General features: G+C 68.6%; 18 protein-coding genes. 12 read left to right on the top strand and 6 right to left on the bottom strand.

The annotated features are described in order from the left end of the window. Window positions 1-36 precede the first annotated feature (36 nt). Window positions 37-1,359 (bottom strand): COG1470 family protein, encoded by a 1,323-nt coding sequence (locus OG507_RS21330; RefSeq protein WP_327368797.1) that lies wholly within the window; start codon window positions 1,357-1,359, stop codon window positions 37-39. Between the two features lie 211 nt (window positions 1,360-1,570). Between OG507_RS21330 and OG507_RS21335 the strand changes: the two genes are divergently transcribed. From OG507_RS21335 to OG507_RS21350, 4 genes are all read left to right on the top strand, one after another. After that, window positions 1,571-2,197: a response regulator transcription factor gene (locus OG507_RS21335; RefSeq protein WP_327368798.1), complete on the top strand. Its 627-nt coding sequence runs from the start codon at window positions 1,571-1,573 to the stop codon at window positions 2,195-2,197. Between the two features lie 168 nt (window positions 2,198-2,365). Beyond that, window positions 2,366-4,471 (top strand): HYR domain-containing protein, encoded by a 2,106-nt coding sequence (locus OG507_RS21340; RefSeq protein ID WP_327368799.1) that lies wholly within the window; start codon window positions 2,366-2,368, stop codon window positions 4,469-4,471. Window positions 4,472-4,499: 28 nt separating this feature from the next. Then, window positions 4,500-5,279, top strand: a complete 780-nt coding sequence (locus tag OG507_RS21345) for a DUF4255 domain-containing protein (protein ID WP_327368800.1) — start codon at window positions 4,500-4,502, stop codon at window positions 5,277-5,279. Further along, entirely contained in the window at window positions 5,276-7,357 is a 2,082-nt protein-coding gene (locus OG507_RS21350; RefSeq protein WP_327368801.1) for an ATP-binding protein, read from the top strand. The genes OG507_RS21345 and OG507_RS21350 overlap by 4 nt, the downstream gene beginning before the upstream one ends. Window positions 7,358-7,483: 126 nt before the next feature. Here the strand turns inward: OG507_RS21350 and OG507_RS21355 are convergent, their stop codons facing one another. The 4 genes from OG507_RS21355 to OG507_RS21370 form a co-directional block, all read right to left on the bottom strand. Next, entirely contained in the window at window positions 7,484-7,801 is a 318-nt protein-coding gene (locus OG507_RS21355; RefSeq protein WP_327368802.1) for a helix-turn-helix domain-containing protein, read from the bottom strand. Beyond that, the gene (locus OG507_RS21360; RefSeq protein ID WP_327368803.1) at window positions 7,798-8,181 is read right to left on the bottom strand and encodes a type II toxin-antitoxin system RelE/ParE family toxin; all 384 of its coding nucleotides are present in this window, start codon (window positions 8,179-8,181) and stop codon (window positions 7,798-7,800) included. Before OG507_RS21360 ends, OG507_RS21355 begins: the two co-directional genes overlap by 4 nt. Before the next feature lie 262 nt (window positions 8,182-8,443). Then, window positions 8,444-9,118 carry a hypothetical protein gene (locus OG507_RS21365; protein WP_327368804.1) on the bottom strand — a complete coding sequence of 225 codons (675 nt, stop codon included), beginning with the start codon at window positions 9,116-9,118 and terminating at the stop codon, window positions 8,444-8,446. A 13-nt stretch (window positions 9,119-9,131) separates the two neighbouring features. Further along, on the bottom strand, window positions 9,132-13,157 hold the full coding sequence (locus OG507_RS21370) for a phage tail protein (protein ID WP_327368805.1): 4,026 nt from the start codon (window positions 13,155-13,157) through the stop codon (window positions 9,132-9,134). Window positions 13,158-13,419: 262 nt separating this feature from the next. Between OG507_RS21370 and OG507_RS21375 the strand changes: the two genes are divergently transcribed. The 4 genes from OG507_RS21375 (at window position 13,420) to OG507_RS21390 (ending at window position 16,119) form a co-directional block, all read left to right on the top strand. Beyond that, window positions 13,420-14,970 (top strand): phage tail sheath family protein, encoded by a 1,551-nt coding sequence (locus OG507_RS21375; RefSeq protein ID WP_327368806.1) that lies wholly within the window; start codon window positions 13,420-13,422, stop codon window positions 14,968-14,970. 101 nt (window positions 14,971-15,071) lie between these two features. Next, on the top strand, window positions 15,072-15,515 hold the full coding sequence (locus OG507_RS21380) for a phage tail protein (RefSeq protein WP_266747442.1): 444 nt from the start codon (window positions 15,072-15,074) through the stop codon (window positions 15,513-15,515). Further along, on the top strand, window positions 15,515-15,979 hold the full coding sequence (locus OG507_RS21385; protein ID WP_327368807.1) for a hypothetical protein: 465 nt from the start codon (window positions 15,515-15,517) through the stop codon (window positions 15,977-15,979). The genes OG507_RS21380 and OG507_RS21385 overlap by 1 nt, the downstream gene beginning before the upstream one ends. After that, window positions 15,976-16,119: a DUF6760 family protein gene (locus OG507_RS21390; protein ID WP_093896703.1), complete on the top strand. Its 144-nt coding sequence runs from the start codon at window positions 15,976-15,978 to the stop codon at window positions 16,117-16,119. The genes OG507_RS21385 and OG507_RS21390 overlap by 4 nt, the downstream gene beginning before the upstream one ends. On the opposite strand, the gene OG507_RS21395 is transcribed toward OG507_RS21390, so the two are convergent. Next, entirely contained in the window at window positions 16,106-16,375 is a 270-nt protein-coding gene (locus OG507_RS21395) for a hypothetical protein (RefSeq protein WP_327368808.1), read from the bottom strand. The genes OG507_RS21390 and OG507_RS21395 overlap by 14 nt on opposite strands. A 996-nt stretch (window positions 16,376-17,371) precedes the next feature. Here OG507_RS21395 and OG507_RS21400 point away from each other — a divergent pair. Genes OG507_RS21400 through OG507_RS21415 form a run of 4 tightly spaced genes read left to right on the top strand, consistent with a single transcriptional unit; the run spans window position 17,372 to window position 21,103 of the window. Beyond that, window positions 17,372-17,827 carry a hypothetical protein gene (locus tag OG507_RS21400; RefSeq protein WP_327368809.1) on the top strand — a complete coding sequence of 152 codons (456 nt, stop codon included), beginning with the start codon at window positions 17,372-17,374 and terminating at the stop codon, window positions 17,825-17,827. A gap of 53 nt (window positions 17,828-17,880) precedes the next feature. After that, window positions 17,881-18,318 (top strand): phage tail protein, encoded by a 438-nt coding sequence (locus OG507_RS21405; RefSeq protein ID WP_327368810.1) that lies wholly within the window; start codon window positions 17,881-17,883, stop codon window positions 18,316-18,318. A 5-nt stretch (window positions 18,319-18,323) separates the two neighbouring features. After that, window positions 18,324-19,133 carry a CIS tube protein gene (locus OG507_RS21410; RefSeq protein ID WP_327368811.1) on the top strand — a complete coding sequence of 270 codons (810 nt, stop codon included), beginning with the start codon at window positions 18,324-18,326 and terminating at the stop codon, window positions 19,131-19,133. Continuing rightward, complete coding sequence (locus OG507_RS21415) at window positions 19,133-21,103, top strand: VgrG-related protein (protein ID WP_327368812.1); 1,971 nt, start codon at window positions 19,133-19,135, stop codon at window positions 21,101-21,103. Before OG507_RS21410 ends, OG507_RS21415 begins: the two co-directional genes overlap by 1 nt. Window positions 21,104-21,133: the final 30 nt, after the last annotated feature.

Below are 21,133 nucleotides of genomic sequence, written 5' to 3' on the forward strand. Positions count from 1 at the left end.
TACGGCGACAGGGCCGCTGTGGTCAGCCCGCGGTCGTCAGCCCGCGGTCTCCGTCCGCATCGTGCCGCCGAGAAACAGCGACTCCGCACACCGCGAAGGCGTCGGCGCGTTCACCGGCTTGCCCACCTTCCGGCAGTCGACGGTCATGGTGACCTTGCCGCCCGCGGGCACCAGGATCGGCGTGACGAAGTGGTAGTCGGAGTCCCGGAAGTTCTCCAGCGCCAGCCGGAGCACGGGCGCGTCCCGGCCCGAGGAGACCACGAGCGTTCCCGCGTCGCCCTGCGGGTTCTGGACCACGATGTCCGTCAGCTGGAAGGTGTGCCCGCTGGGCACCTGCAGCGCCGTGGAGGTGTTCGAACCACCGCCCACCGAGTCCCTGACCTGTACCTGAGCACTGGTCGGGGCCGCGGCGGCCGAGCCGCCGGAAGCGCCGGGGCTCGGCGAGGGGCTGGGGCCGGTCGAGCCCCCGTTCGCACCGGAGGAGTCGCCCCCGCCCGATGCCGTTCCGGCCGTGGAGCCGTCGTCCGGGGACTTGCTCCTGTCGGCCGCCGCGGCCGACCGGACCGCCTCCGGCGTGATCGCCTCCCGGGCCGCCGACTTCACGGCCGGCCGCAGCAGCGCGTACCAGAGCCCGACCAGCGCGATCAGCAGGACAGCCGCGGTGATCAGCGCCCGGGGAAGCCAGCGCGGCAGGATCGGTTCCTGCTGGTACGAGCCGTCCAGGACCACCGGCGCGACCGGGGCCTGACCCTCCGCCACATCCGGGGTGGCGACCACCTGGAAGGAATGCGTGACCGGCGTACCGCGCCACACACGCTTCGCCGGCCGGATCCGCAGCTTTCCGAACTCCGCCCGGCCGGGCGCGATCTCCAGTGCGTCCGCCGCGAAGGAGACCCGGGCCCGCTCCGTACCGGACCGTGCTCCCAGCCGTACGGTGGCCGGGGTGTTCCCCCGGTTGTCGACGGCGAGCTGGTGCCTGCCGCGCCAGGCGCCGTGCGAGCTGCGCGGCACCAGTTCGGCGGTCGTCTCGGTGAAGGGGAGCACGGTCACCCGGCCTTCGGGCACCACCGTGTCGCCCTGCTCGCTGGTGGGCACCACCCGGATTCCGAAGGGTGTCTCCCCGGCGGGCACGGTCGAGTCGCGGGGCGGGCGCAGCACGAGAGAGACCGTCTGCGAGTCGCCCGGGTACAGGGACAGCGTGGCCGGCTCCACCGTCGACCAGGCGGCACATGCACCGACCACCTCGAAGCGGTACTCCTCGACGGTGCTGCCGGAGTTGAGGATCCGCAGAGGGAGGGCCGTCTCCTCGCCCGGTGCGGCGGTGACGGACGAATCGTCGAGGCTTGCCGTGAGACTCATAGGGCGCACCGTAGGTTCGGCGCCGAACGCGGGCATCGGCCGTGAAGGAACACTTCCGGGCAGATTCTGTGCCCGGATCGGCTTTTCCGTTTCCCGATAGGTGTACGCGGGAATCGTTTGACCGCCTCAGGACGAATGAGGCACACGAAAGCAGCCGTGATGGTTGTGTTCAGTGTGATGCCATCGGCTGTTGCCCAGGGGGAGCATTGCCATGGAGCGCATCACAGTCGCATTACGGGCCCAGGATCCGATCTCGCAGGCGGGTGTGGCCAGTCAGTTACGGACCCGTCCCGAGGTCGGCGTGACGGAATGGGGAGAGGGCGACGCCTCACCCCAGATCGTGGTCGTCGTCGTGGACACGGTCGACGAGGAGGTGTTGACGATGCTGCGCCACATCCAGCGCACCAGCACCTCACGCACTGTTCTCGTCACCACGGACATCGATGAGCAGAAGCTGGTGAGCGCCGCGGAGTGCGGTGTCGCCGGTGTCGTCAGACGCTCCGAGTCGACCCCGGACCATCTGGTGCAGGTCATCGGGACGGTGGCGCGGGGCGAGGGCCATCTCCCCTCCGACCTGCTGGGAAGACTCCTGGAGGAGGTCGGCCGCCTCCAGGGACAGGTGCTCGGTCCGCGCGGCCTGCACTTCACCGGTCTCGCGGCGCGCGAGGTGGACGTGCTGCGCCTGGTCGCGGAGGGGTACGACACCGCGGACATCGCGACGAAGCTGGCCTACTCCGAGCGCACGATCAAGAACGTGCTGCATTCCGTGATGACCCGGCTGCAGCTGCGGAACCGCTCGCACGCGGTGGCGTACGCGATGCGGCAAGGCCTGATCTGAGCCGTCCGGTGCGGGGGCGCTCGCCGGGGGCGGCACATCCCGCGGCTGCCCGAAAGGGCAGTGGGCGCTTCCCGGGGGTGTGACTTCCGCACCGCTGCGGGGCGGCCGCGCGTACGGGACCGTGAGGTCCGCGGTACGCCGATCGGCCGAGGGTGGGGGAGGACTTCCGTGCGCTGGTTCCAGCCGCTTCAGCGGACGCAGCGGTCGCGGTCGCGGACGGGTCTGTTTCCCCGGCCCCGGTCCTCCGCCCGGCGCAGGACCCTCGCCCTGCTCCGTGTCCCGGCGCTCGCCCTGCTCCTCTTGGCCACCGGCATCGCCCCCGGCTCGGCTGTCGGCTCCGGCTCGGCCGCCATGTCCGGGGTGCCGTCGGCTGTGGTGCCCGAACCCTGGGTCACCCCGGCCGAGTTCACCGACGCGGTCGATCCGGGCGGCTCCACGGGCGTGGCCAAGCAGGTGCGTACGCCCGCGATTCCGCCGAGTCCGGATGTGATCCTGCTGGTGGACGGCACGGGCAGTATGGAAACGCCGATCCGGAGGGTGAAGGAGCGGATCCCCGACATCACGAAGGCGATCCGTGACGAGCAGGCGGATTCACGCTTCGCCGTGGCCACCTTCGGCGATCAGGAAGTCGACCCCGACGCCGGCTTCAAGGTCTTTCAGGGACTGACGTACGACCTCGGCGAGGTCCAGACGGGCGTCGATCAGCTCCAGGCCGACATGGGCGGCTTCAGCAAGGGCCCGTCCGAGGACTGGATCTACGCCCTGTGGAAGCTCGCCAACGGCGGGAACGGGCAGACCGTGTTCCGTCCCAACTCGAGCCCCGTCATCGTGCTGGTCGGCGATGCGTCCAGCCATGAGCCCAGCATGGGCCGTTCGTTCAGCGACGCGCAGTTCGCCCTCCAGGACGCGGGGGTACGGCTGATCGCGGTCGACCTGACGAGCGACCGGGGCGACGGGCTCAACGGGAACGGCAGCAGACCCCCGTACGAGGACGACCCGCACCCGCCCGACCAGGCCCGACGCATGGTCGCCGCCACCAACGGCCGGATGCTCGAAGGCATCGAGGGCAATGACGTCGTGGACGCCATCATCGAGGGATTCAGCAACCTCCCCACCAATGTGAGCTACCGCCTCGACAACTGCGATCCGCATCTGTCCGTCAGTCTCGACCCGCCCACCCAGCAGATCACCAGCGGCGACACGGCGCACTTCGCGGAGAACGTCGATGTCTCCACGGACGCGCCCCAGGGCACCCGGCTGACCTGCACCGTCCAGTTCCTGATGGGCACCCGGGCTCCGGGCACGGACACGATCGGGCCGGCCGCGGCGGCGGATCCGGACTTCCAGGAGCAGATCAACATCGATGTGAACGACATCGATGCGCCCGTTGTCACCGTGGACGACCTGACCGTCCGGGCCAAGGACAAGCAGGGTGCGCGCGTGACGTACGACGCCACCGCCCAGGACGCCACCGACGGCACGCTCCCGGTGACCTGCGCCCCGCCCTCCGGCTCGCTCTTCCCGGTCGGCAGCACCGCGGTGACCTGCTCGGCCACCGACTCGGCGGGCAACACGGGGACGGACACGGCACAGATCGAGGTCCTTGAGGCCCCCGTGCCGCCCTCCGCGGATGTGGCGATCAAGGTCGACGTCAGCCCGGACCGTACGTACACCGGCCGCCCGGCCCGTGCCCGCCTCACCGTCACCAATGCCGGACCGGACGCGGCGACGGGCGTGGTCATCGACTCGGCCTGGCCGAAACCGCCCGGGACGAAGGACCGCAGCCTGCCTGCCCTGACCCGCTGCACGGCGGCGAAACCGTGCACCATCCCGGCCGGTGGCCGCATCGAGGTGACCCAGACGGGGACGTACCGCGCGGCCGTCACCGGGGATGTACGGGCCACCGTGCGCGGCACGCTGCCCGACCGCCGGAAGGCCGACAACCAGGACACCGACCGGCTGCGCGTCCTGAAGCCCTCGCTGACCGTCACGCCACAGGTCGCCAAGCCGGGCCAGCCGGTCCTGGCCCGCGGCAAGGACTATCCGCCGGGAGCGACCGTACGTTTCACGTGGAACATCGGCATCACCCCCGAGGGAGCGACCGCCACGGTGGGCCGCGACGGCACCTTCGAGGTGCAGGTCCTGGTCCTGCGCAAGGACACGCTCGGCCCGCGCACGCTGCGGGCGGACTCGCGCGACCTCGACCGGCTGCAGAAACCGGTCCTGGTGGTCCAGCGGAATCTCCAGCCACCGGACTTCGCGGGGCGCGCATGAGCGCCGATGACCGTACGGGAGGGATCGGGTGATCCACGAGGTCGACGACGTACTACGGGCCCTGATCAGGGCAGAGGTGCTCGAAGGCGGCCAGATCGCGGTGGTCTTCGATGCTCCGACCCGGGAGTGGGCGGCGAAGGTCAACGCCCCCATGGTCAACCTCTACCTCTACGACATCCGCGAGGACATGCGCAGGCGCGAGCGGGGGCTGCACAACGAGTACGACGAGCGCGGCACGATCGTCGCGCGCCGCCGCCCGCCCCGGTTCTTCAAGCTTTCGTACCTGATCACGGCATGGACGAAGCGCCCGGAGGACGAGCACCGGCTGCTCTCGTCGCTGCTTGGCTGTCTGCTGCGGTACGAGGCGCTGCCGCCGGAGCGGCTGACGGGCACCCTGGCCGAGATCGGGGCGGCCGTACCGATGTCGATCGCGCTGCCGCCGCCGGAGGACCGCTCGTTCGCCGATGTGTGGAGCGCGCTGGGCGGTGAGCTGAAACCCTCGCTGGACCTGGTGATCAGCGTGCCGGTGACGGCGTCGCCGAGCTATGTGGTCGGCCCGCCGGTCGGGGACGAGGGGTTGCAGGCCCGGTTCGGGGACGTACCCGAGAGGGCCGAGCCGTTGTCCGAAGCGACGCCGGGGCGCGGGGGACTTCCGGTGTACGGAGGGCGTCCGGGCCGGCCGGGTGGTCCGGGCGGTGGTGTTTCCCGTGCCCCGGACACGGAACGGCGGCGCGGCCTGACTCTGCGCGTCACCGAGAACCGCAAGGCCGCGGAGGCGGACAACACGGCGGAGGGCGGCACCGAATGACAGCCGCGGGCGACCCGAACCTGCACCATCTCCTCGCCCGCGCGGTAGCGGTGGAGCAGCGCATCCGACGAGCGGTCGAGGCCCGACAACGCACCGACCCGAACCCGGACGACGCCTTCCGCGGCCTCTACCTCACGGATGAGAACATCGCCCGCCTGCTGGACGCGGAGGAGGCCCGCGCATTTCCGTCCCCGGTACCGGACTTCGACGAGAGGCCGATCGAGACGGGAACCCAGGCGCCCCCCGAGACGTGGGCCGAGAGGCCGCCCGGAGCCTCCCGGCTCACTGCCCTGGCCGTGGAGTTCGGGCTCACCGCTCTCGACGTCGAGATCCTTCTCATCACGCTCGTACCGGATCTCGACGACCGCTTCGAGGCGTTCTACGGCTATCTGAACGACGACGTCACCCGTCGCCGCCCGTCCATCGGACTGGCTCTGGGACTCTGTGGCCTGTCCCCCGCCGACCGGGCGGCACGCGGCCGGCTGTCGGCGCTCGCGCCGCTCCGTGAGGGCCGCCTCCTCCTGGTCGAGGACCTGGATCGTCCGTTCCTGAGCCGCGCGCTCCGTGTCCCCGACCGGGTCACCGCGTACCTGCTGGGCGACGACACCGCCGACCCGCGTCTGGCGGATCTCCTCGCGCCCTGGCACGCCGTACCGGGCGTCGGCGATCCGGCCCCGCTGGCCGCGGCCCTCGCCGGGGGCGCCTCGCTCGCCTACCTCCGCGAGGACCAGGGTGGCGCGGGCACGGCTCTCGCAGCCTCCGCGCTGACCCTCGCGGGCCGCCGGGTCCTGGGGTTGGACCTGGCGCGGCTGGCCGAGGACCCGTCCCCCACCGAGGCGGTCCGCTCCCTGGTCCGTGAGGCCCGGCTGACTGGCGCCGGCCTGGTCTGCGCCCCTCTCGACGCGGTCTCCCGCGAACACCCGGAACTCCTCCGGCAGCTCACCGGCACCCCGGTCCCCACGATCCTGGTGGGCCGGGCCCCCTGGGACGCGGCCTGGTCCGCCGCCCCGCCCCTCCTCCTGCACGCCCCGCGCGTGGAACCGTCGACCAGGGCCGCCCTCTGGGCCGACGCGTACGAGGCCCCCGTGCCCGAAACCATCGACGTGGACCGCCTGCTCTCGCCGTTCCTCCTCACCCCGGAACAGATCACCCGCGCCGCCCGGGGGGCCGCGGAGGCCACTCACCTGGACGGTGGCACCCTCACCCCCGACCACGTCCGCCAGGGCGCCCGCGCCCAGAACGCGGCAGGACTGGACCGGCTGGCCCGCCGCATCGAACCCACCGTCACCTGGAACGACCTGGTCCTTCCTCCGGGCACCCGCGCCCAGCTCCGCGAACTGACCGCCCGCGCGCGCCATCGCGACCGGGTCCTGGGGGAGTGGGGGATGCGCCCAGGCGGCGGCAGGGGCCGTGGCGTATCGGCACTCTTCGCGGGCGACTCCGGCACCGGCAAGACGATGTCCGCGGAGGTGATCGCGGCGGATCTGGGCCTGGACCTCTACACGGTCGATCTGGCGACGGTGATCGACAAATACGTGGGCGAGACGGAGAAGAACCTGGAGCGGATCTTCTCCGAGGCCGCGGGCGTGAACGGGGTCCTCCTCTTCGACGAGGCGGACGCGATCTTCGGCAAGCGCTCGGACGTGAAGGACGCCCACGACCGCTACGCGAACGTCGAGAGCGCGTACCTCCTCCAGCGCATGGAGTCCTTCGACGGACTGGCCATCCTCGCCACCAACCTCCGGGCCAACCTGGACGACGCCTTCACCCGCCGCCTCGACCTCGTCATCGACTTCCCGGTCCCGGACCCCGAACAGCGCCTGTCGCTGTGGGAACGCTGCCTGGGCCCCGTACTCCCCCGGGGCAAGGACCTCGACCTCGCCTTCTGCGCGGAGAACTTCGAGCTGGCCGGCGGCAACATCCGCTCGATCGCGGTCACGTCCGCGTACCTGGCGGCGGACACGGGCGAGCCGGTGACGATGCCGACACTGATCCACGCGATCCAGCGCGAGTACCAGAAACTGGGCCGCCTGACGCTGGCGTCGGAGTTCGGACCGTATCTGGGACTGCTGGCGTGACACTGCCGCCGGGGGCGGGCAGCCCCGAACTTCATCAACGGTCTGGAGCCGCTCCCGGTTCGGGTGGTGTCCGATGCCTGACATCCCCACTGGAGATCGGGAGAAAGCCGCACGCCCGGCGCCCCTTCAAGCAATCACCACGCGGGAACCGTTGAAGTCGGCCACGAGTTCCAACTGACCGCCCAGAGCCGCAATATAGGCCGCGATCGTCCCCACCTCCGTGGCTGTCGTCCGGCCACGCTCGATGGCGGACACGCGCTCCTGGCGCACATGCATGCGGTCAGCCATGTCGCTCTGTGTCAGCCCGAGCTCCTTGCGCATCTCGACCAGCCGGTGCGCCCGTGCCTCGGCGACCATACGTCGGGCACCGAGTTCGATCTTTTCGAGATCCTCGGCATCGAAGACCTCGTGCTTCACTTCGTCCCAGGAGTGGAAAGTGGTCATTCCGACGTGCCTTTCTGCCGTTGGGCCATGTGCGCCAGCCACTCGTCGTACCGTTCCTCGGCGACGGGGATCGACCGGCGGTACCACTGGGTCCATTCTCCCGACTTGTCTCCGGCGACCAGGAGCACCGCAATGCGCTCGGGGTCGAAGGCGAACAGAATCCGGATCTCGCTGCTTCCTGTGGAGCCGGGCCGGAGCTCTTTGAGGTGGTGGAGCGACGCTCCCTTGATTCTGTCCACCAAGGGGCGCCCCAGGTCCGGCCCCTCCGTGATGAGGGCCTGAATCGCCTGCCCCACGAGGCGTGCCGTGTCGCGATCGTCCTTCCTGAGCTGGAGCAACCATTCGCGAACCTCTCCCACCATCTCAAGACGCCAGGGCATGGAACCTCACCCGACAGTATGTATGCATACTAGTACGCTGGCATACTGGCGGCGAGCCGGGAGCCGGAACGGGCAGCCGCTCACCGAAAGAGTGAAGTGCCGATACGCGAACCAGACGTCCAGCGTGTCCTGGATCATCCGACCGGCGCTCGACGCCTGTGATCAGGTCGCCGACCGAGACTCCCGGCGAGCCGGCCCGCACCCGCGTTGCGCGGGCGGGGCGTGGCACTTCGACCGCGGTCTTGACATTGGCTCAGGACTTTCAGGAAAAAGGGATCAGGTCCTCGTTCTCGAAATATTGGAGGACTCTCCGGGGGTCGCCTTCGAAGAGCGACTCGACGTCACTCTTTTGAACCACAGGGTGGGCGTATTCGGGAGAATCGGTCAGCTTCAACCCGGGGCGGCAAAGCCTATAGCCTTGTTGGCTCATGTAGCAGGATACGGGGACTCCTTTGGCGTGGAGATACCGCGTGAGGTTCCACTCGAACTCGTTCGAAAGGATAACGCGACATCCCTTTTCGACGAGTTGCGGAACGAGGCGGCGATATGATTCCTCGGACAGGGGATTCCCCGTCAGATCCAAGTTGAGCAATCTTGGAATCGACATCAGCGAGGTGATGTCGTGGATTAAATTTCGCGGTGCATAGCAGCTGAGAAGCGAGAGGTCGGATAGCCCCGAGACGGAATCCATTCCGCTGTCTCTGACAGTGATGGAGCGCAGGGAATCAAGATCCGATAGTTGTTCCGTGCGCACCGGGTCGCATGCCACGAGTACCAGTATCTCAAGTGAGCTGCACCGATCCAGCCCCCTCAGGTCGCGGGAGTTCCGGATGTGCAGGTCCTGGATCCCCTCGTATTCCGTACCAGTGAATGGCGGCTCATGCCCGATGGCGCGGGCCATCGCTTTGGAAACTGCGGGATCCAGATCCGAATTCATACATGCGCTCCGTTCAGGAATATTTCGCGATCAGTGTATCCAGCTTGTGGCGCAGACGAGTGAAGGCCGCTTCCTGGGCGGCACCCAGTTCCTCGACGTCAAAGGGGTTCGCTTTTTGGGCTGCCTCGCCGATGCGGGCGGGCTCGATGAGTATCGATTTATAGATTGCCACTATCTTGAGCTTCTTCTGCTTATCGGAAAATTGGGAGGTGTTCCCGTCCCACATCAACTTCCCCGCTTCCAGTAAGTTGCGCAACTCTGCAAGAAACTGGGCCGGGGTTCCGTTCGAATCGTTGTTGATGAAATCCTTGAAGTATCCGCGCAGACTGTCATGCCACTTTTTGTCTCTACCGTTATAGATCGGGTTTCCGTTGTGAGTCATGAATGCCCCTACGTGGGCATCCATGTCGTGGCTGTCGACCTGAGTCATGTTGTCCGTGAGGCGTATCTCCCAGATCACATCGGTGGTGAGTGACCGTAGGTCATCCTGGAGGTCGATCCACCCGGTAGACCGTCGAGTGTTCGCTTGCTGCATGTCCATGTCCAGTATTTTGAGCAGCTGATCCGTGGGGATCCACTCGTGGTGGCCGTCGGCCAGTGCGCGAAATTCATCCTTGAGCCATTTCCTGTGCGGGTTCTCGCCAATCCCCTTTTCGTCCCAAAGTTGCTTCAGATCGGACAGGCTGAGGTCGCCGGATCGGCCGCCGGCCGCCATTTCCTTGAGGAACTTGAGGATGCGCCCTCCTCCGGAAGCTGCCTTGAGGCGCGGGTCCACTTCGCGTTTGGCTACGGGTAGGGAAGAGAACCTCCCGTACTGGCTGTCGGCCCCGAATCTCAACTTGGTGAGTTTATCGTTCAAGTTGGAGTCGGTTGTGGTCGCGCTATTTGCACCGGCCTTGAGCTTTTCAACGGCAGCATCGCCTGCCTTCTCGTAGAACGCAGGTCGAGTCGAGTGATTCGGATTTGGGTCCAGCTGATGCAGTGCGTACTGCTTGAATGAGTCCGCTTCGGCGCTTTTGATGCGATTCGTTCCGCCATTCTTCGTCGGATCGAAGTATCCTTTGAGGTTTTCGTGCGTGGCTGATTCGCGCAAATATTCAATGGCGGAGTCCTCGAATTTATCCAGTACCCCTATGCTGTCCCAAGCTTTCGTTTCTTTGAGCTGCTCCTTCCACCAATGGTCCTTGATGCTTCCGGCAAGCTTGGTGCCGTGCTTTGGCAAGTACTTGTCGATCTCGGGCTTCAAGAGCGAGACTTTGGCAACCTGTTCCTCTGGGCTGGCCTTTGCTATCACCCTGATTTCTGCTGGATTATTGCTGGATTTCTCTGCGCGCAGGGACTTGAGGCCGTGAGGGCGAAGTGTGGTTGCAACGCCGGAGATGATGAAGTCCAGTTCCTTCTCGTCTGTCGGTGGTGAGGCAGTGTGTTGGGCGAGCATTCTGCGGGCCTCGTCCTTCACATCCCTGCTCTTCCGGGAGTCGGTGGAATTTGCGGGGTCTTTCTTGTCGTTCTTTCCTCCCTTTCCTCTGAGCTTCGCCCAGAGTTTTTTGCCTGCCTTGACCATGAAGGCCACGAGTTTGTCGATGGCGCGGTTCACGGGGCGGGCGACGGCGTGGAAGACGGACTTCACCTTGTTGGCGAGGCTGCCGATGCCGAGGAGTGAGGCGAGGAAGCCGATCAGCAACGGGACGCCGGCGGCGAGGGCCGCTTCGACCATCTTGGGGACGCCTGCCGAGCCGCCGTTGGCTATGGCTATGACGGCGTCGAGGACGGCGCCCACGAATTCAACGATCTGGGCGCCCTGGTTCACGATGAACGTGACGATGTCGATGATCCCCTTGACCGCGCGGACGAAGGCGGATGCGGGGTTGAGGAGGGAGAGGATCCAGGTGATGCCCGCGACGATGACCGTCGGGATCAGATAGCCGGTGAGCTTTTCGAGGATGGTGGCCTTGAGGTCGCCGGCTTCCTCGGTGATCTCCTTGACCGCGCCTGCCGGGCCCTCGCGGGCGAGGGTCTGGGCTACCGGGACCGATTGTTCGACCGCTGTCATCGCCTGGTCGGGGACACCCTTGCGGGTGATGCGGGCGCGGATGTTGGCCCAGGTCAGGCCGAGGAGGGAGGCGATGAGCTGGATGATGCCCCGGAGGTCGAACTTCTGGGGGAGGTCGAGGCCCGCCTTGACCGCGGTGCCCAGGAGCCAGGAGACGACGCCTTTTTTGAGGTGGTCCGCGATGTTGGTGATGAAGAGGTTGAGGCCGGCGCCGACCGCGCGGACGAGGTTGCCCAGGAAGCCGATCGGGTCCTTGATGATCTTCATGATCGCGGAGGCGGCCTTGGCGAGGATGCCCAGGAGGAGGTTCTTGAGTTCGTTGATCGTCTTTATGACGCCGACGATCGCGTCCTTCGCCTTGTCGATCAGGCCCTTGTTGGCCTCCTGGAGCTTCTTGATCTCCTCGTCGATCTTGTTGAGCGCCGCGGTGTACTTCGTCGCGAGGTCCTGGACGAGCTGTTCGGACTTCTCGTTGACCGTGGCTTCGAGGTCGTCGAACTTCCCCGCGAAGTCCTTCGCCGCGTCCTCGCCGAACTGACGCAGGTCCGCGGGGAGTTTGTCCACCTCGGCCTTCAGTTCCGTACGACCCTTGGCTATGCGGGCCTTGGCCCTGCCGAGTTCGGTGCCGATGATGTCGGCGACGGAGGAGATGACGCCCCGCATCCGGGAGACATAGAGCTTGCGGGCCTCCCGGTAGAGGTTGTTGGCCTCCTCGGGCAGGCCCGCGAACTTGTCCTTGACCCAGCGGGCCTTGCCGGTCCAGCCCGAGTACCGCTTGTCCTTGTACGCCTTCATGCGGAGCTTGTGGTCGGCGGTGAACGCGTCCCGGGCCGCCTTCTCGCCCGAGGTGAACGCGGCGTCGACCTTCTTGTCCAGGTCGGAGAGAGTCGTCTCGACGTCCTTCTTCGTTGCGTCGTAGACCTTCCGCAGCCTGGCGGTGACCTCGGCGCGTTTCTTCTCGTCCTTCGACTTCGTTTCGCCCTTGCCGCCGTCGACCTGCTTGCCCGCCGAAGCACGGGTGGCGGTCAGGGCGGTCATGGCCTGGGCGCCGGAGGCCGCCGCGTTCGTCCTCGCGGTGGTGAGCTGCCGGGCCTCGGCCGCCCTGCCCTTGGCCGGGGCCTTCGCGGAGTCCGTCTCGGCCGTCTTCTTCGCGGACAGGGCCTGGTCGAACTCCGGCTCATTGCCCTTGGCGAGCTGGTCCTCGGTGACCTCGGCGTCCGCCATGGCCTTGTCGTTCTCGGCGGGGCCCGGGGAGAAGTCCGTGACCGAGGCCGGCTGCTCGGCCGGGATCGCGTCGGTGGCGGAGGGGGCGCCGGGGTTGGGCGGAGGCTGGTCAGGGGTGAGGGGGGTGACGGATTTTTCCTTGGCCGCCGAAGTGTCCGGCGGTGCCTTCGTCGCCGTGTCGATGTCCTTGGCGGACTTCTCCTTGCCGTCGGAGACCTTGCCGTCGACCTCGTCCTTGATCTTGTCGACCTTGCCCGACTTGGAGAACTTGTCCGCGTCGTCGAGGTTCTTCGGGGCCTGCGCGTCGATCGCCTTGTTCACCGCATCGATGAACGCCTGCTTGTTGAACTCGCCCGGTTTCGCCGCGTTCATCTTCTCCGCGTTGGCCGCCTTGCCCTGCGCCTCCCTGTCGTCGGGGGGCGCGACCGCCGCGTCCTGCGCCGACCTGGACTCGGTGGCGGCGGGTGCGTGGTGGGCCAGACGGACCTTCTTCGCTGTCACATCGGCCTTGACCTTGCGGAAACCGGGTGCCTGGGCCGGGGAGGGTTTCACCGGGGCCGTGTAGCGCTGGGCCACCAGGCCGGAGACGGCCGCGTTGCCTGCCGCGCGTTGCAGTCGTTGCAGGCCACGCAGGCCGGGTGCGGGGGCGGGGCGGTCTCCCGGCGGGCGCTCCGGTGGCGTCGTCGTACGGGAGACGTCCGTACGCGTGGCAGTGTCCTGGGCGTGGGCAGAGGCGGGGTCCTTCCCCGGAACCGCCTTCATCCGCCCTCCCGGTCCACCGCGTCCCCGGACAGTCGGCACTCGGCGCACATGGCGCTGCCGCCGTCCCAGGGTGCGGGGGCCGTGGGCCGCGTACGCAGCGCGTGCGGACGGCGGCCGGGGGCAGAGCCCGCTGGGTCGGGCGGCGTGAGGACGTTGCCTGATCGGGCATCGGCCGGTGCACGGGAGGGCGGCCGTGTGTCCGTTCCCGGTGATCGCTGCTGTCGCGAGAATTGCGGGCGTTCCCGGCCAAGGAGAGACTCATATGCCGTCGTACTTGTCCCCGGGCGTCTACGTCGAAGAGATCGAGTCCGGATCCCGGCCGATCGAAGGGGTGGGCACCTCGGTCGCCGCCTTCATCGGCTTCGCGCAGAAGGGCCCGTTCGACGAGCCGACGCTGATCACGAACTGGAGCCAGTTCGCCGGCACATTCGGTGACTTCGTCGACGGTACGTACCTCGCCTCCGCCGTCCACGGGTTCTTCACCAACGGCGGCGGTGTCTGTTACGTGGTGCGCATCGGTGACGGCACCGAGCCCCCGGCCGAGGACGGGAACGACGCGGCCGCCGGACAGCTGCCCGCCGGGTCGGAGACACAGCTCGGCCCGTACGCCGTGAAGCCCCGGCGCGGCGCGGCCGGTGAGATCACCGTCGAGGTGACCGAGGCGGAGGGGGACGATCCGCCGTCCGATGTCTTCCAGCTGATCGTGAGGCGCGACGGGCAGGTCGCGGAGACGTACCCGAGCGTCACGACCAAGCGCAGCAAGGAGAACGTCGCCACCCGCGTCAATGCCAAGTCCGAGCTGATCGAGATACGGGAGTCCGGCCGCGGCGCCGCTCCTGCCAGGCCCGGGCCGCAGACCGTGACCCTGGCCCCCGCGGCGCCCGCGTCACCCGGCGCCGGGGCGCTGACCCCCGAGCTGTACGTCGGCGATCCCGACCGCCGGACCGGCATCGGCGGGCTCGAAGCCGTCGAAGAGGTCACCACGATCGCCGTGCCCGACCTGATGAGCTCGTACGAACGCGGGCTGCTGGACCTGGAGTCGGTCGTCGCCGTGCAGCAGGGGCTGATCAGCCACTGCGAGCTGATGGGCGACCGCGTCGCCATCCTCGACCCGCCGCCCGGACTCAGCCCGCAGCAGATCCGGGCCTGGCGCACCGACCGCGCCAACTTCGACTCCAAGTACGCCACGCTCTACTACCCCTGGATCCGGGTGGCCGATCCGTCCTCGGGGCGCGCACAGCTGGTCCCGCCGAGCGGCCACATCGCCGGGGTCTGGGCCCGTAACGACGAGTCGCGCGGTGTGCACAAGGCCCCGGCCAACGAGGTCGTACGAGGGGCGGTCGCCCTGCAGACCCAGCTGACCAAGGGCGAACACGATCTGCTCAACCCGATCGGGCTGAACTGCATCCGGTCCTTCCCCGGCCGCGGCATCCGGGTCTGGGGCGCGCGCACGCTGGCCTCGGACCCGGCCTGGCGCTATCTGAACGTCCGGCGCCTCTTCAACTACCTGGAGGAGTCGATCCTCGCCGGCACGCAGTGGGTCGTCTTCGAACCGAACGACGACGCCCTGTGGGCCCGTATCCGGCGCACGGTCTCGGCGTTCCTGGTCAACGAATGGCGCAGGGGCGCGCTGTTCGGGCTCACCCCGGAAGAGGCGTTCTACGTCAAATGTGACCGTGAGACCAACCCGCCGGAGAGCATCGACGCAGGTCAGGTCATCTGCGAGATCGGGGTGGCACCGGTCAGGCCGGCCGAGTTCGTCGTCTTCCGGCTCTCCCAGATGACCGGAGGCACCGGCGGTGTCGACGAATAGCGCGGGCGCCCTGAGGCCCTCCAAGAGGCAAGAGCGGCAAGAGCGGCAAGAGCGGTAGAGCAAGTAAGCGGTAGAGCGGTAGAGCGGTAAAGGAGCCTGTTGTGCCACTTCCCGATCTCGACAGCACCGTCGGGGCCTCCTTCGGCCTCGAATTCGACAGCGTCGTCATCAAGCAGATCACCGAGGTCAGTGGTCTGAAGATGGAGCAGGACGTCATCGAGCTGAAGCAGAACACCGCCGACGGCCGCTACGCCATCAAGAAGCTCCCGGGCCGGCCGAAGGCCGGGGAGGTGACCGTGACCCGGGGCCTCACCGAGGACAACAGCTTCGAACGGTGGATCAAGGACTCCCGCTTCGGCCGGATGACCGCGGCCCGCCGAAACGGTGCGGTCATCGTGTACGACCACGAGGGCGTCGCCATCAAGCGCTACAAGCTCATCAACGCCTGGCCGAAGTCGCTGGAGATCGGCACCCTCAAGGCCGGTGACACCTCGGTCCTGACGGAGAAGCTCGCGATCACGTACGAGAGCATGGAAGTCGACTGATGCGGCGTACGTCCCAGGCCCAGGCCCAAGCCCAGGCCCAAGCAGCATCTCCCGCTACGACTGCGACTCTCGAACGGTCCGGCCAACGGGACACCCTGCGTACCGAGTTCGCCTTCGAGCTGCCCCGTGGGTACGTCGACGACGCGGGCGTCGTGCACCGCAGTGGCGTCATGCGCCTCGCGACCGCCCGCGACGAACTGGTGCCGTTGCGGGACGACCGGGTGCGCGAGAACTCCGCGTATCTCTCGGTCGTACTCATCGCGAGGGTCGTCACGCGGATCGGCACGATCGATGATATCCACCCCGGCATCATCGAGGACCTCTTCGCCTCCGACCTGGCCTTTCTGCAGGACTTCTACCGGCGGATCAACGCCGAGGGCCACACCCGCGCCGCCGTGACCTGTCCGTCCTGCCAGGAGGAGTTCGCGGTGGATGTCGCCGGTGGTCGCCTGGGGGAATCGTGACGTACGCGGCCGACCTGCTCTACGAGGAGGTCGCGTACCTCGCCTACCACTTCCACTGGCCGCTCGATGAGCTGCTGGACCTGGAGCACCCGGAACGACTGAGGTTCGTCGCACAGATCGCTCGCCTCAACGGGCAGTAGCGAAGAGCGCGGGGAGGGCGGAGAATCCATGGGCCTGATGTCCTGGCTGCGCGGTGGCGGGCGTACGGAGACGGGCGCGACGGCTGCCCGGGAAACCGCTGCTCCGGACGCCGTACGGCGCGAGCGGGTCGACCTGAGTGGACTTCCGCCCCTCCAGCGGACGTTGGGCGGTCAGGATCTGGTCATCGATCCCTCCGGGTTCGAGGGATCGCTCTCCACGCGGCAGGACACCGTACTCGGCACGCCTCTCGGGCATCTGGTCAGCCCGGATGCGCCCACGGGGCTTGTGCACGCGATCACTGCTCCGGTGGCGGTGGACCGGCCTTCGCCGGTGCAGCGGGCGGTGGAGTTTCCTGGTCGGGGCAGGGCTGTGCCGTCCGTGCCTGTTGCTTCGTCCGCTCCCGGACCCGCTTCTGTTTCCGCTTCTGCTTCCGTTCCTGTGCCTGTTGACGGTCCCGCTGCCGATTCCGCTTCTGTACAGCGTGTGGTCAGCGGTGGTGCGCCCGCGATGACTTCGGCCGGGGAGTCGGCTGCTGCGGCGGAGTTGCCGGTACGTCAACTGGTCGGCGAGCGGGCCTTGGCACCGGCTTCGAGCCCCGCTCCGGAGCCGCCGTCGTCGGCTGTTCAGCGTGCGCAGACGCCTCCGGTGGCCGAACCGGCTCGGAGAGTGCCCGGTCTCGGTGCGCCCATGTCGGCCCTGCCGCCCACGGCACAGCACCGCGCCACCGCTGCCTCCCCGGAGACGGGGGCAGGGACGGAGACGGAGACGGGGGCGATTCCGGTTCAGGTTCCGGTTCCGGTTGCCCGGAGCGTGGAGGCTCCCGAGGTCCCTGAGGTCCGGGAGAAGGCGCCCGTGGCCCCGGAGCCGACACCCGAGCCGGATGCGCCCACACCGGCACCCATGGCACCGCCCCCGGCCACCGCTCCGGTCGCGCCGCTGCTCGCCGACCGGCCCGTGACGCTCTACTCCGGCTACTCAAGCGGCTCAAGCGGCTCAAGCGGCTCAAGGGAGAGCGTCGCCGCCGTGCAGCGTTCCGTCGCGAGTGGTGCGGCTGCGTCTCCACCTGTCAGTACGAGTCCGGTGTCCGTACCCGCGTCCCCGCCCGATGTCGTTCCGGTGCGCTGGACGTCCGTCGCGTCAGGGGTGCCGTCGGTCGTGGCATCGGCACCCGTACCGGCAGCTCTGCAACGGACTGCCGCGCCTCCCGCCCCGCAGCGTCGGGCAGTCGGGGGGCCGCCGGTGCCTCGTTCCTTGCCGGCTTCCGGTAGCCGTACCGCCTCCGCCGGTTCGGTCGCCGTGGCTGCGGGGGTGGCTCAGCGGATGGCGGACGGCAGTGTGGTGTTCCGCTCGCCGTCATCTCCGTCATCCCCGTCATCGCCGTACTCGTCCGCAACACCCGTCGTCCAGCGCGAGACGGAGACCGCGGAACCGCCGCCTCCGGAGCCACCCCAGGACCCCGAACCCGCATCCGTATCCGAACCCGAAGACGAACCAGGGCCCGAGCCCGTACCGGAATCCGAACCGGACTCCAGCCCCCTGGCCGGGGCCGGCGGCGCTCCGGGCGCTTCCGCGGCCGCTCCCGGCGGGCCGCCCGTCGTCACCGATGAGCTGGTACGCGCCCTGTACACGCCGCTCAGCCGGCTCTTCAAGGCGGATCTGCGGCTGGAACGCGAGCGAGCGGGGTTTCTCATCAACACCCGGCACTGATGAACGGCACCGCCAACGACTGCGACACCAAAGGGAATTGAGAGGTACGTGCCATGGCCACCGCCCAGGACGACGATCCCGCCGTCAGCGTCTGCTTCGTCGTCACGATCGACGACATCGAGCTCGGGTCGTTCAACACATGCGATGGACTGGGCTGCGAAGTGGTGCTCGAAACGCGCGAGGAGGGCGGCAACAACGGGCATCTGTGGCAGCTGCCGACCCGGCTGAAGTACTCGAACGTGAAGCTGTCCAGGCCGCTGACCAAGGAGACCGAGAAGGTGGCCCGCTGGTTCGCCACCATGACGACCGGGTTCAGCCGCAAGACGGCGCACATCGAGGCGCGGACCGGGGACGGGCAGAAAGTGGCCCAGTGGGGGCTGCTGGAGGTCGTGCCCGTTCGCTGGACCGGTCCCTCCTTCACCCCGGAATCGCCGAAGGTCGCGATGGAGACGATCGAGATCGCCCATCACGGCTATGTGATGGAGGGCTGACCGTCGTGAGTGGCGCGGGCCCCATCGCTTTCAGCGCCGCCGGTACGTCCGGGGCGTCGGCGGCTGCGAGGGCGGGCAAGGGGGGTTCGGCCCGGCCCAAGCTGGAGCACGCCTATCTGGAACTGCGTACGCCGCCGACCGGCGGTGGTCTCACGCCCGGTGGTCCGTGCGGGCGGATCGACTTCCAGTTCAATCCCAAGGAGCTGAGCCTCACCAAGGCCGCTTCCTGGAAGCGGAGTCCGGCCAAGGGTGCCAAGAGCTCGGGTCCGCCGGAGTACCAGGGCTCGCAGCCCAGCAAGCTCACCGTGGAGATGTTCTTCGACGCCAGCGACACCCAGGACACCCGGGTGGTGACCTCGGTGGAGCAGCTCTTCGCGTGCTGTGTGCCGACGAACGAGACCCGTCAGCAGCAGCGTTCGTCGCCGCCGTGGGTGGTCTTCCACTGGGGCGGACTGACCGGGTTCCCCGGCTACGTCAGTCAAGTGCAGGCGAAATACACCCTGTTCACCACCTCGGGCGTGCCGATCCGGGCCGTCTGCCAGGTCACGATGGAGGAGATCAGCGGGGACACCCCGGGGCAGAACCCGACCTCGGGCGCTCTCGCGGCCCGCCGGGTCCATCGGCTGGGCGCCGGTGACTCGCTGCCCTCGCTCGCCCAGCGCGAGTACGGCGATCCGGCGGCCTGGCGGGTGATCGCGGAGGCGAACGGGATCGACGACCCGATGCGGCTGACCCCCGGGCAGCAGCTGCTGCTTCCCGCGCTGGACGAGCTGAGCCGGCTCGAAGAGGCGGGCCGGGACGGGGGGCGGTCCTGATGGCGCCGCCGGGCGTTGCCACGGCGCTGGTGGTGGAGTTCGACGGCAGTCCGCTGCCGCCCAGGTTCGTGAACACACTGGTCGAGGGGTACGTCGACGACAGCCGGACGCTCCCCGACCTGTTCCTTCTGCGCTTCCGCGACCCGGACCGGGTGCTGCTGGAGCAGACGGGGCTGAAGATCGGCAGCGAGGCCCGGCTGCTGGCCCGCGCGGGCGGCGACACGGTCCCGAAGCCGCTGCTGAAGGGGGTGGTCACCGCCCTGGAGGTGGAGCTCGACGCGACCGGTACCTTCACCGTCGTACGCGGGCTCGACGAGTCGCACCGGCTGTTCCGGGGGCGTCGGGTGGCCAGCTACCAGAACATGACGCTCGCCGACATCTGCGCCCAGGTGGCCCAGCGCGCCGGGCTGAAGCCGGGGACGGTCGACGTGTCCGGTCCCGTACTCGAACACATCGCCCAGCCCAACGTCACGGACTGGGAGTTCGTGCGCGATCTCGCGGAGGAGGCGGGCGCGCAGGCGTACGTACTCGACGGCCAGCTGCATATCACCCGGCCCGCGGAGGCGAGCGGCGCGCCCGACGGTTCGGCGCGGGCCGACCGGAATCCGCTGGTCCTGGAGATGGGCAGCAATCTGCTGCGCTGCCGGGCCGGGGTGTCCTCGGCGGAGCAGGTCTCCGAGGTCGAGGTGCGCGGCTGGGACGTCAGGGCCAAGCAGCCGCTCGTCGGGCGGGCGCCCGCGGGGAGGTCGGCGACGCTGGAGCTGGGGGTGAGCGCGGCCGAGGTGACCGCGCCCTTCGGTGAGGCGCGTTTCGTGGTCACGGATGCGGCGTACGGGGCGCAGGCGCAGGTGGACCGGGCGGCGAAGGCGCTGGCGGAGCGGATCGCCGGGTCGTTCGCGGAGCTGGAGGCGGTGATCCGGGGGAACCCGGAGGTGCGGGCGGGCAGTGCGGTGGCGCTCAACGCGGTGGGGGCGCCTTTCGAGGGGCGGTACACGGTCACGTCCTCGCGGCATGTCTTCGACCCGGTGCGCGGGTACGAGACCTGGCTGACGGTCTCCGGGCAGCAGGAGCGTTCGCTGTTCGGGCTGACCGGTGCAGGGCCCGGGTCCGGCGGGTCGGGAGCGGGGTCCGGTGGCGGTCCGCGGTGCGCGGGGCTGGTCAACGGGACGGTCACCGACACCCAGGACCCGGAGGGCTCGGGCCGGGTCAAGGTGCGGTTTCCCTGGTTGTCGGACGAGTACGCGAGCGACTGGGCGCGTACGGCGCAGTCGGGCGGGACGAGCGGAGGCGAGGCGTTCATTCCCGAGGTCGGGGACGAGGTCCTGGTGGGGTTCGAGCACGGGCATCTGGACCGTCCGTACGTACTCGCAGGTCTGTACAACGGGAAGGACCGGCCGTCGCAGGGCAGCGGTGGCGCCGGGAGCGCCTCGTCCGGCGGCGCTCCGGCCGGTGGTGCCCCGGCCACCGGATCGTCCTCCCGGACCTCCGGCCCGCAAGCCCCGGGAGACGGACTGGTCGACCCGACCACCGGGGCCGTCAACCGCCGCTCCCTCGCCTCCAGGAGCGGCAACCAGCTGGAACTCCTGGACGGCGCCAACGGACCGCAGGGCGTACGTCTGCTCACCGGCGACGGAAAGCTGAAGATCGATCTCGACCGCAGGGGCACCGTGATCGTGATCAACAGCGACGGCAGCGTGACCATCGAGGCCAAGCAGCAGGTGTCCATCAGGGCGGTCCACGGCGTCGCGCTGGACGGCGGGCAGGGAACGCTCGAACTGAGCGGGGACAGCGTCACGTTGACGTCCCGCAGTGGAGTACGGGTCGACGGCGGAACAGGCGAGGTCAAGCTCTCCACCGGCGGCACGGTGGACGTCCAGGGCGCCCAGGTGGCGGTCAACGGAACCCAGCGGACCGACATCAGGGGCGGCAGCTCCCTGGCCATCAACGCACCCCTGGTGAAGATCAATTGACCGCGCGGACGCGCTGAGCGAGAGGAACGG

It is taken from the genome of Streptomyces sp. NBC_01217 (genome assembly GCF_035994185.1).
Lineage (GTDB): Bacteria > Actinomycetota > Actinomycetes > Streptomycetales > Streptomycetaceae > Streptomyces.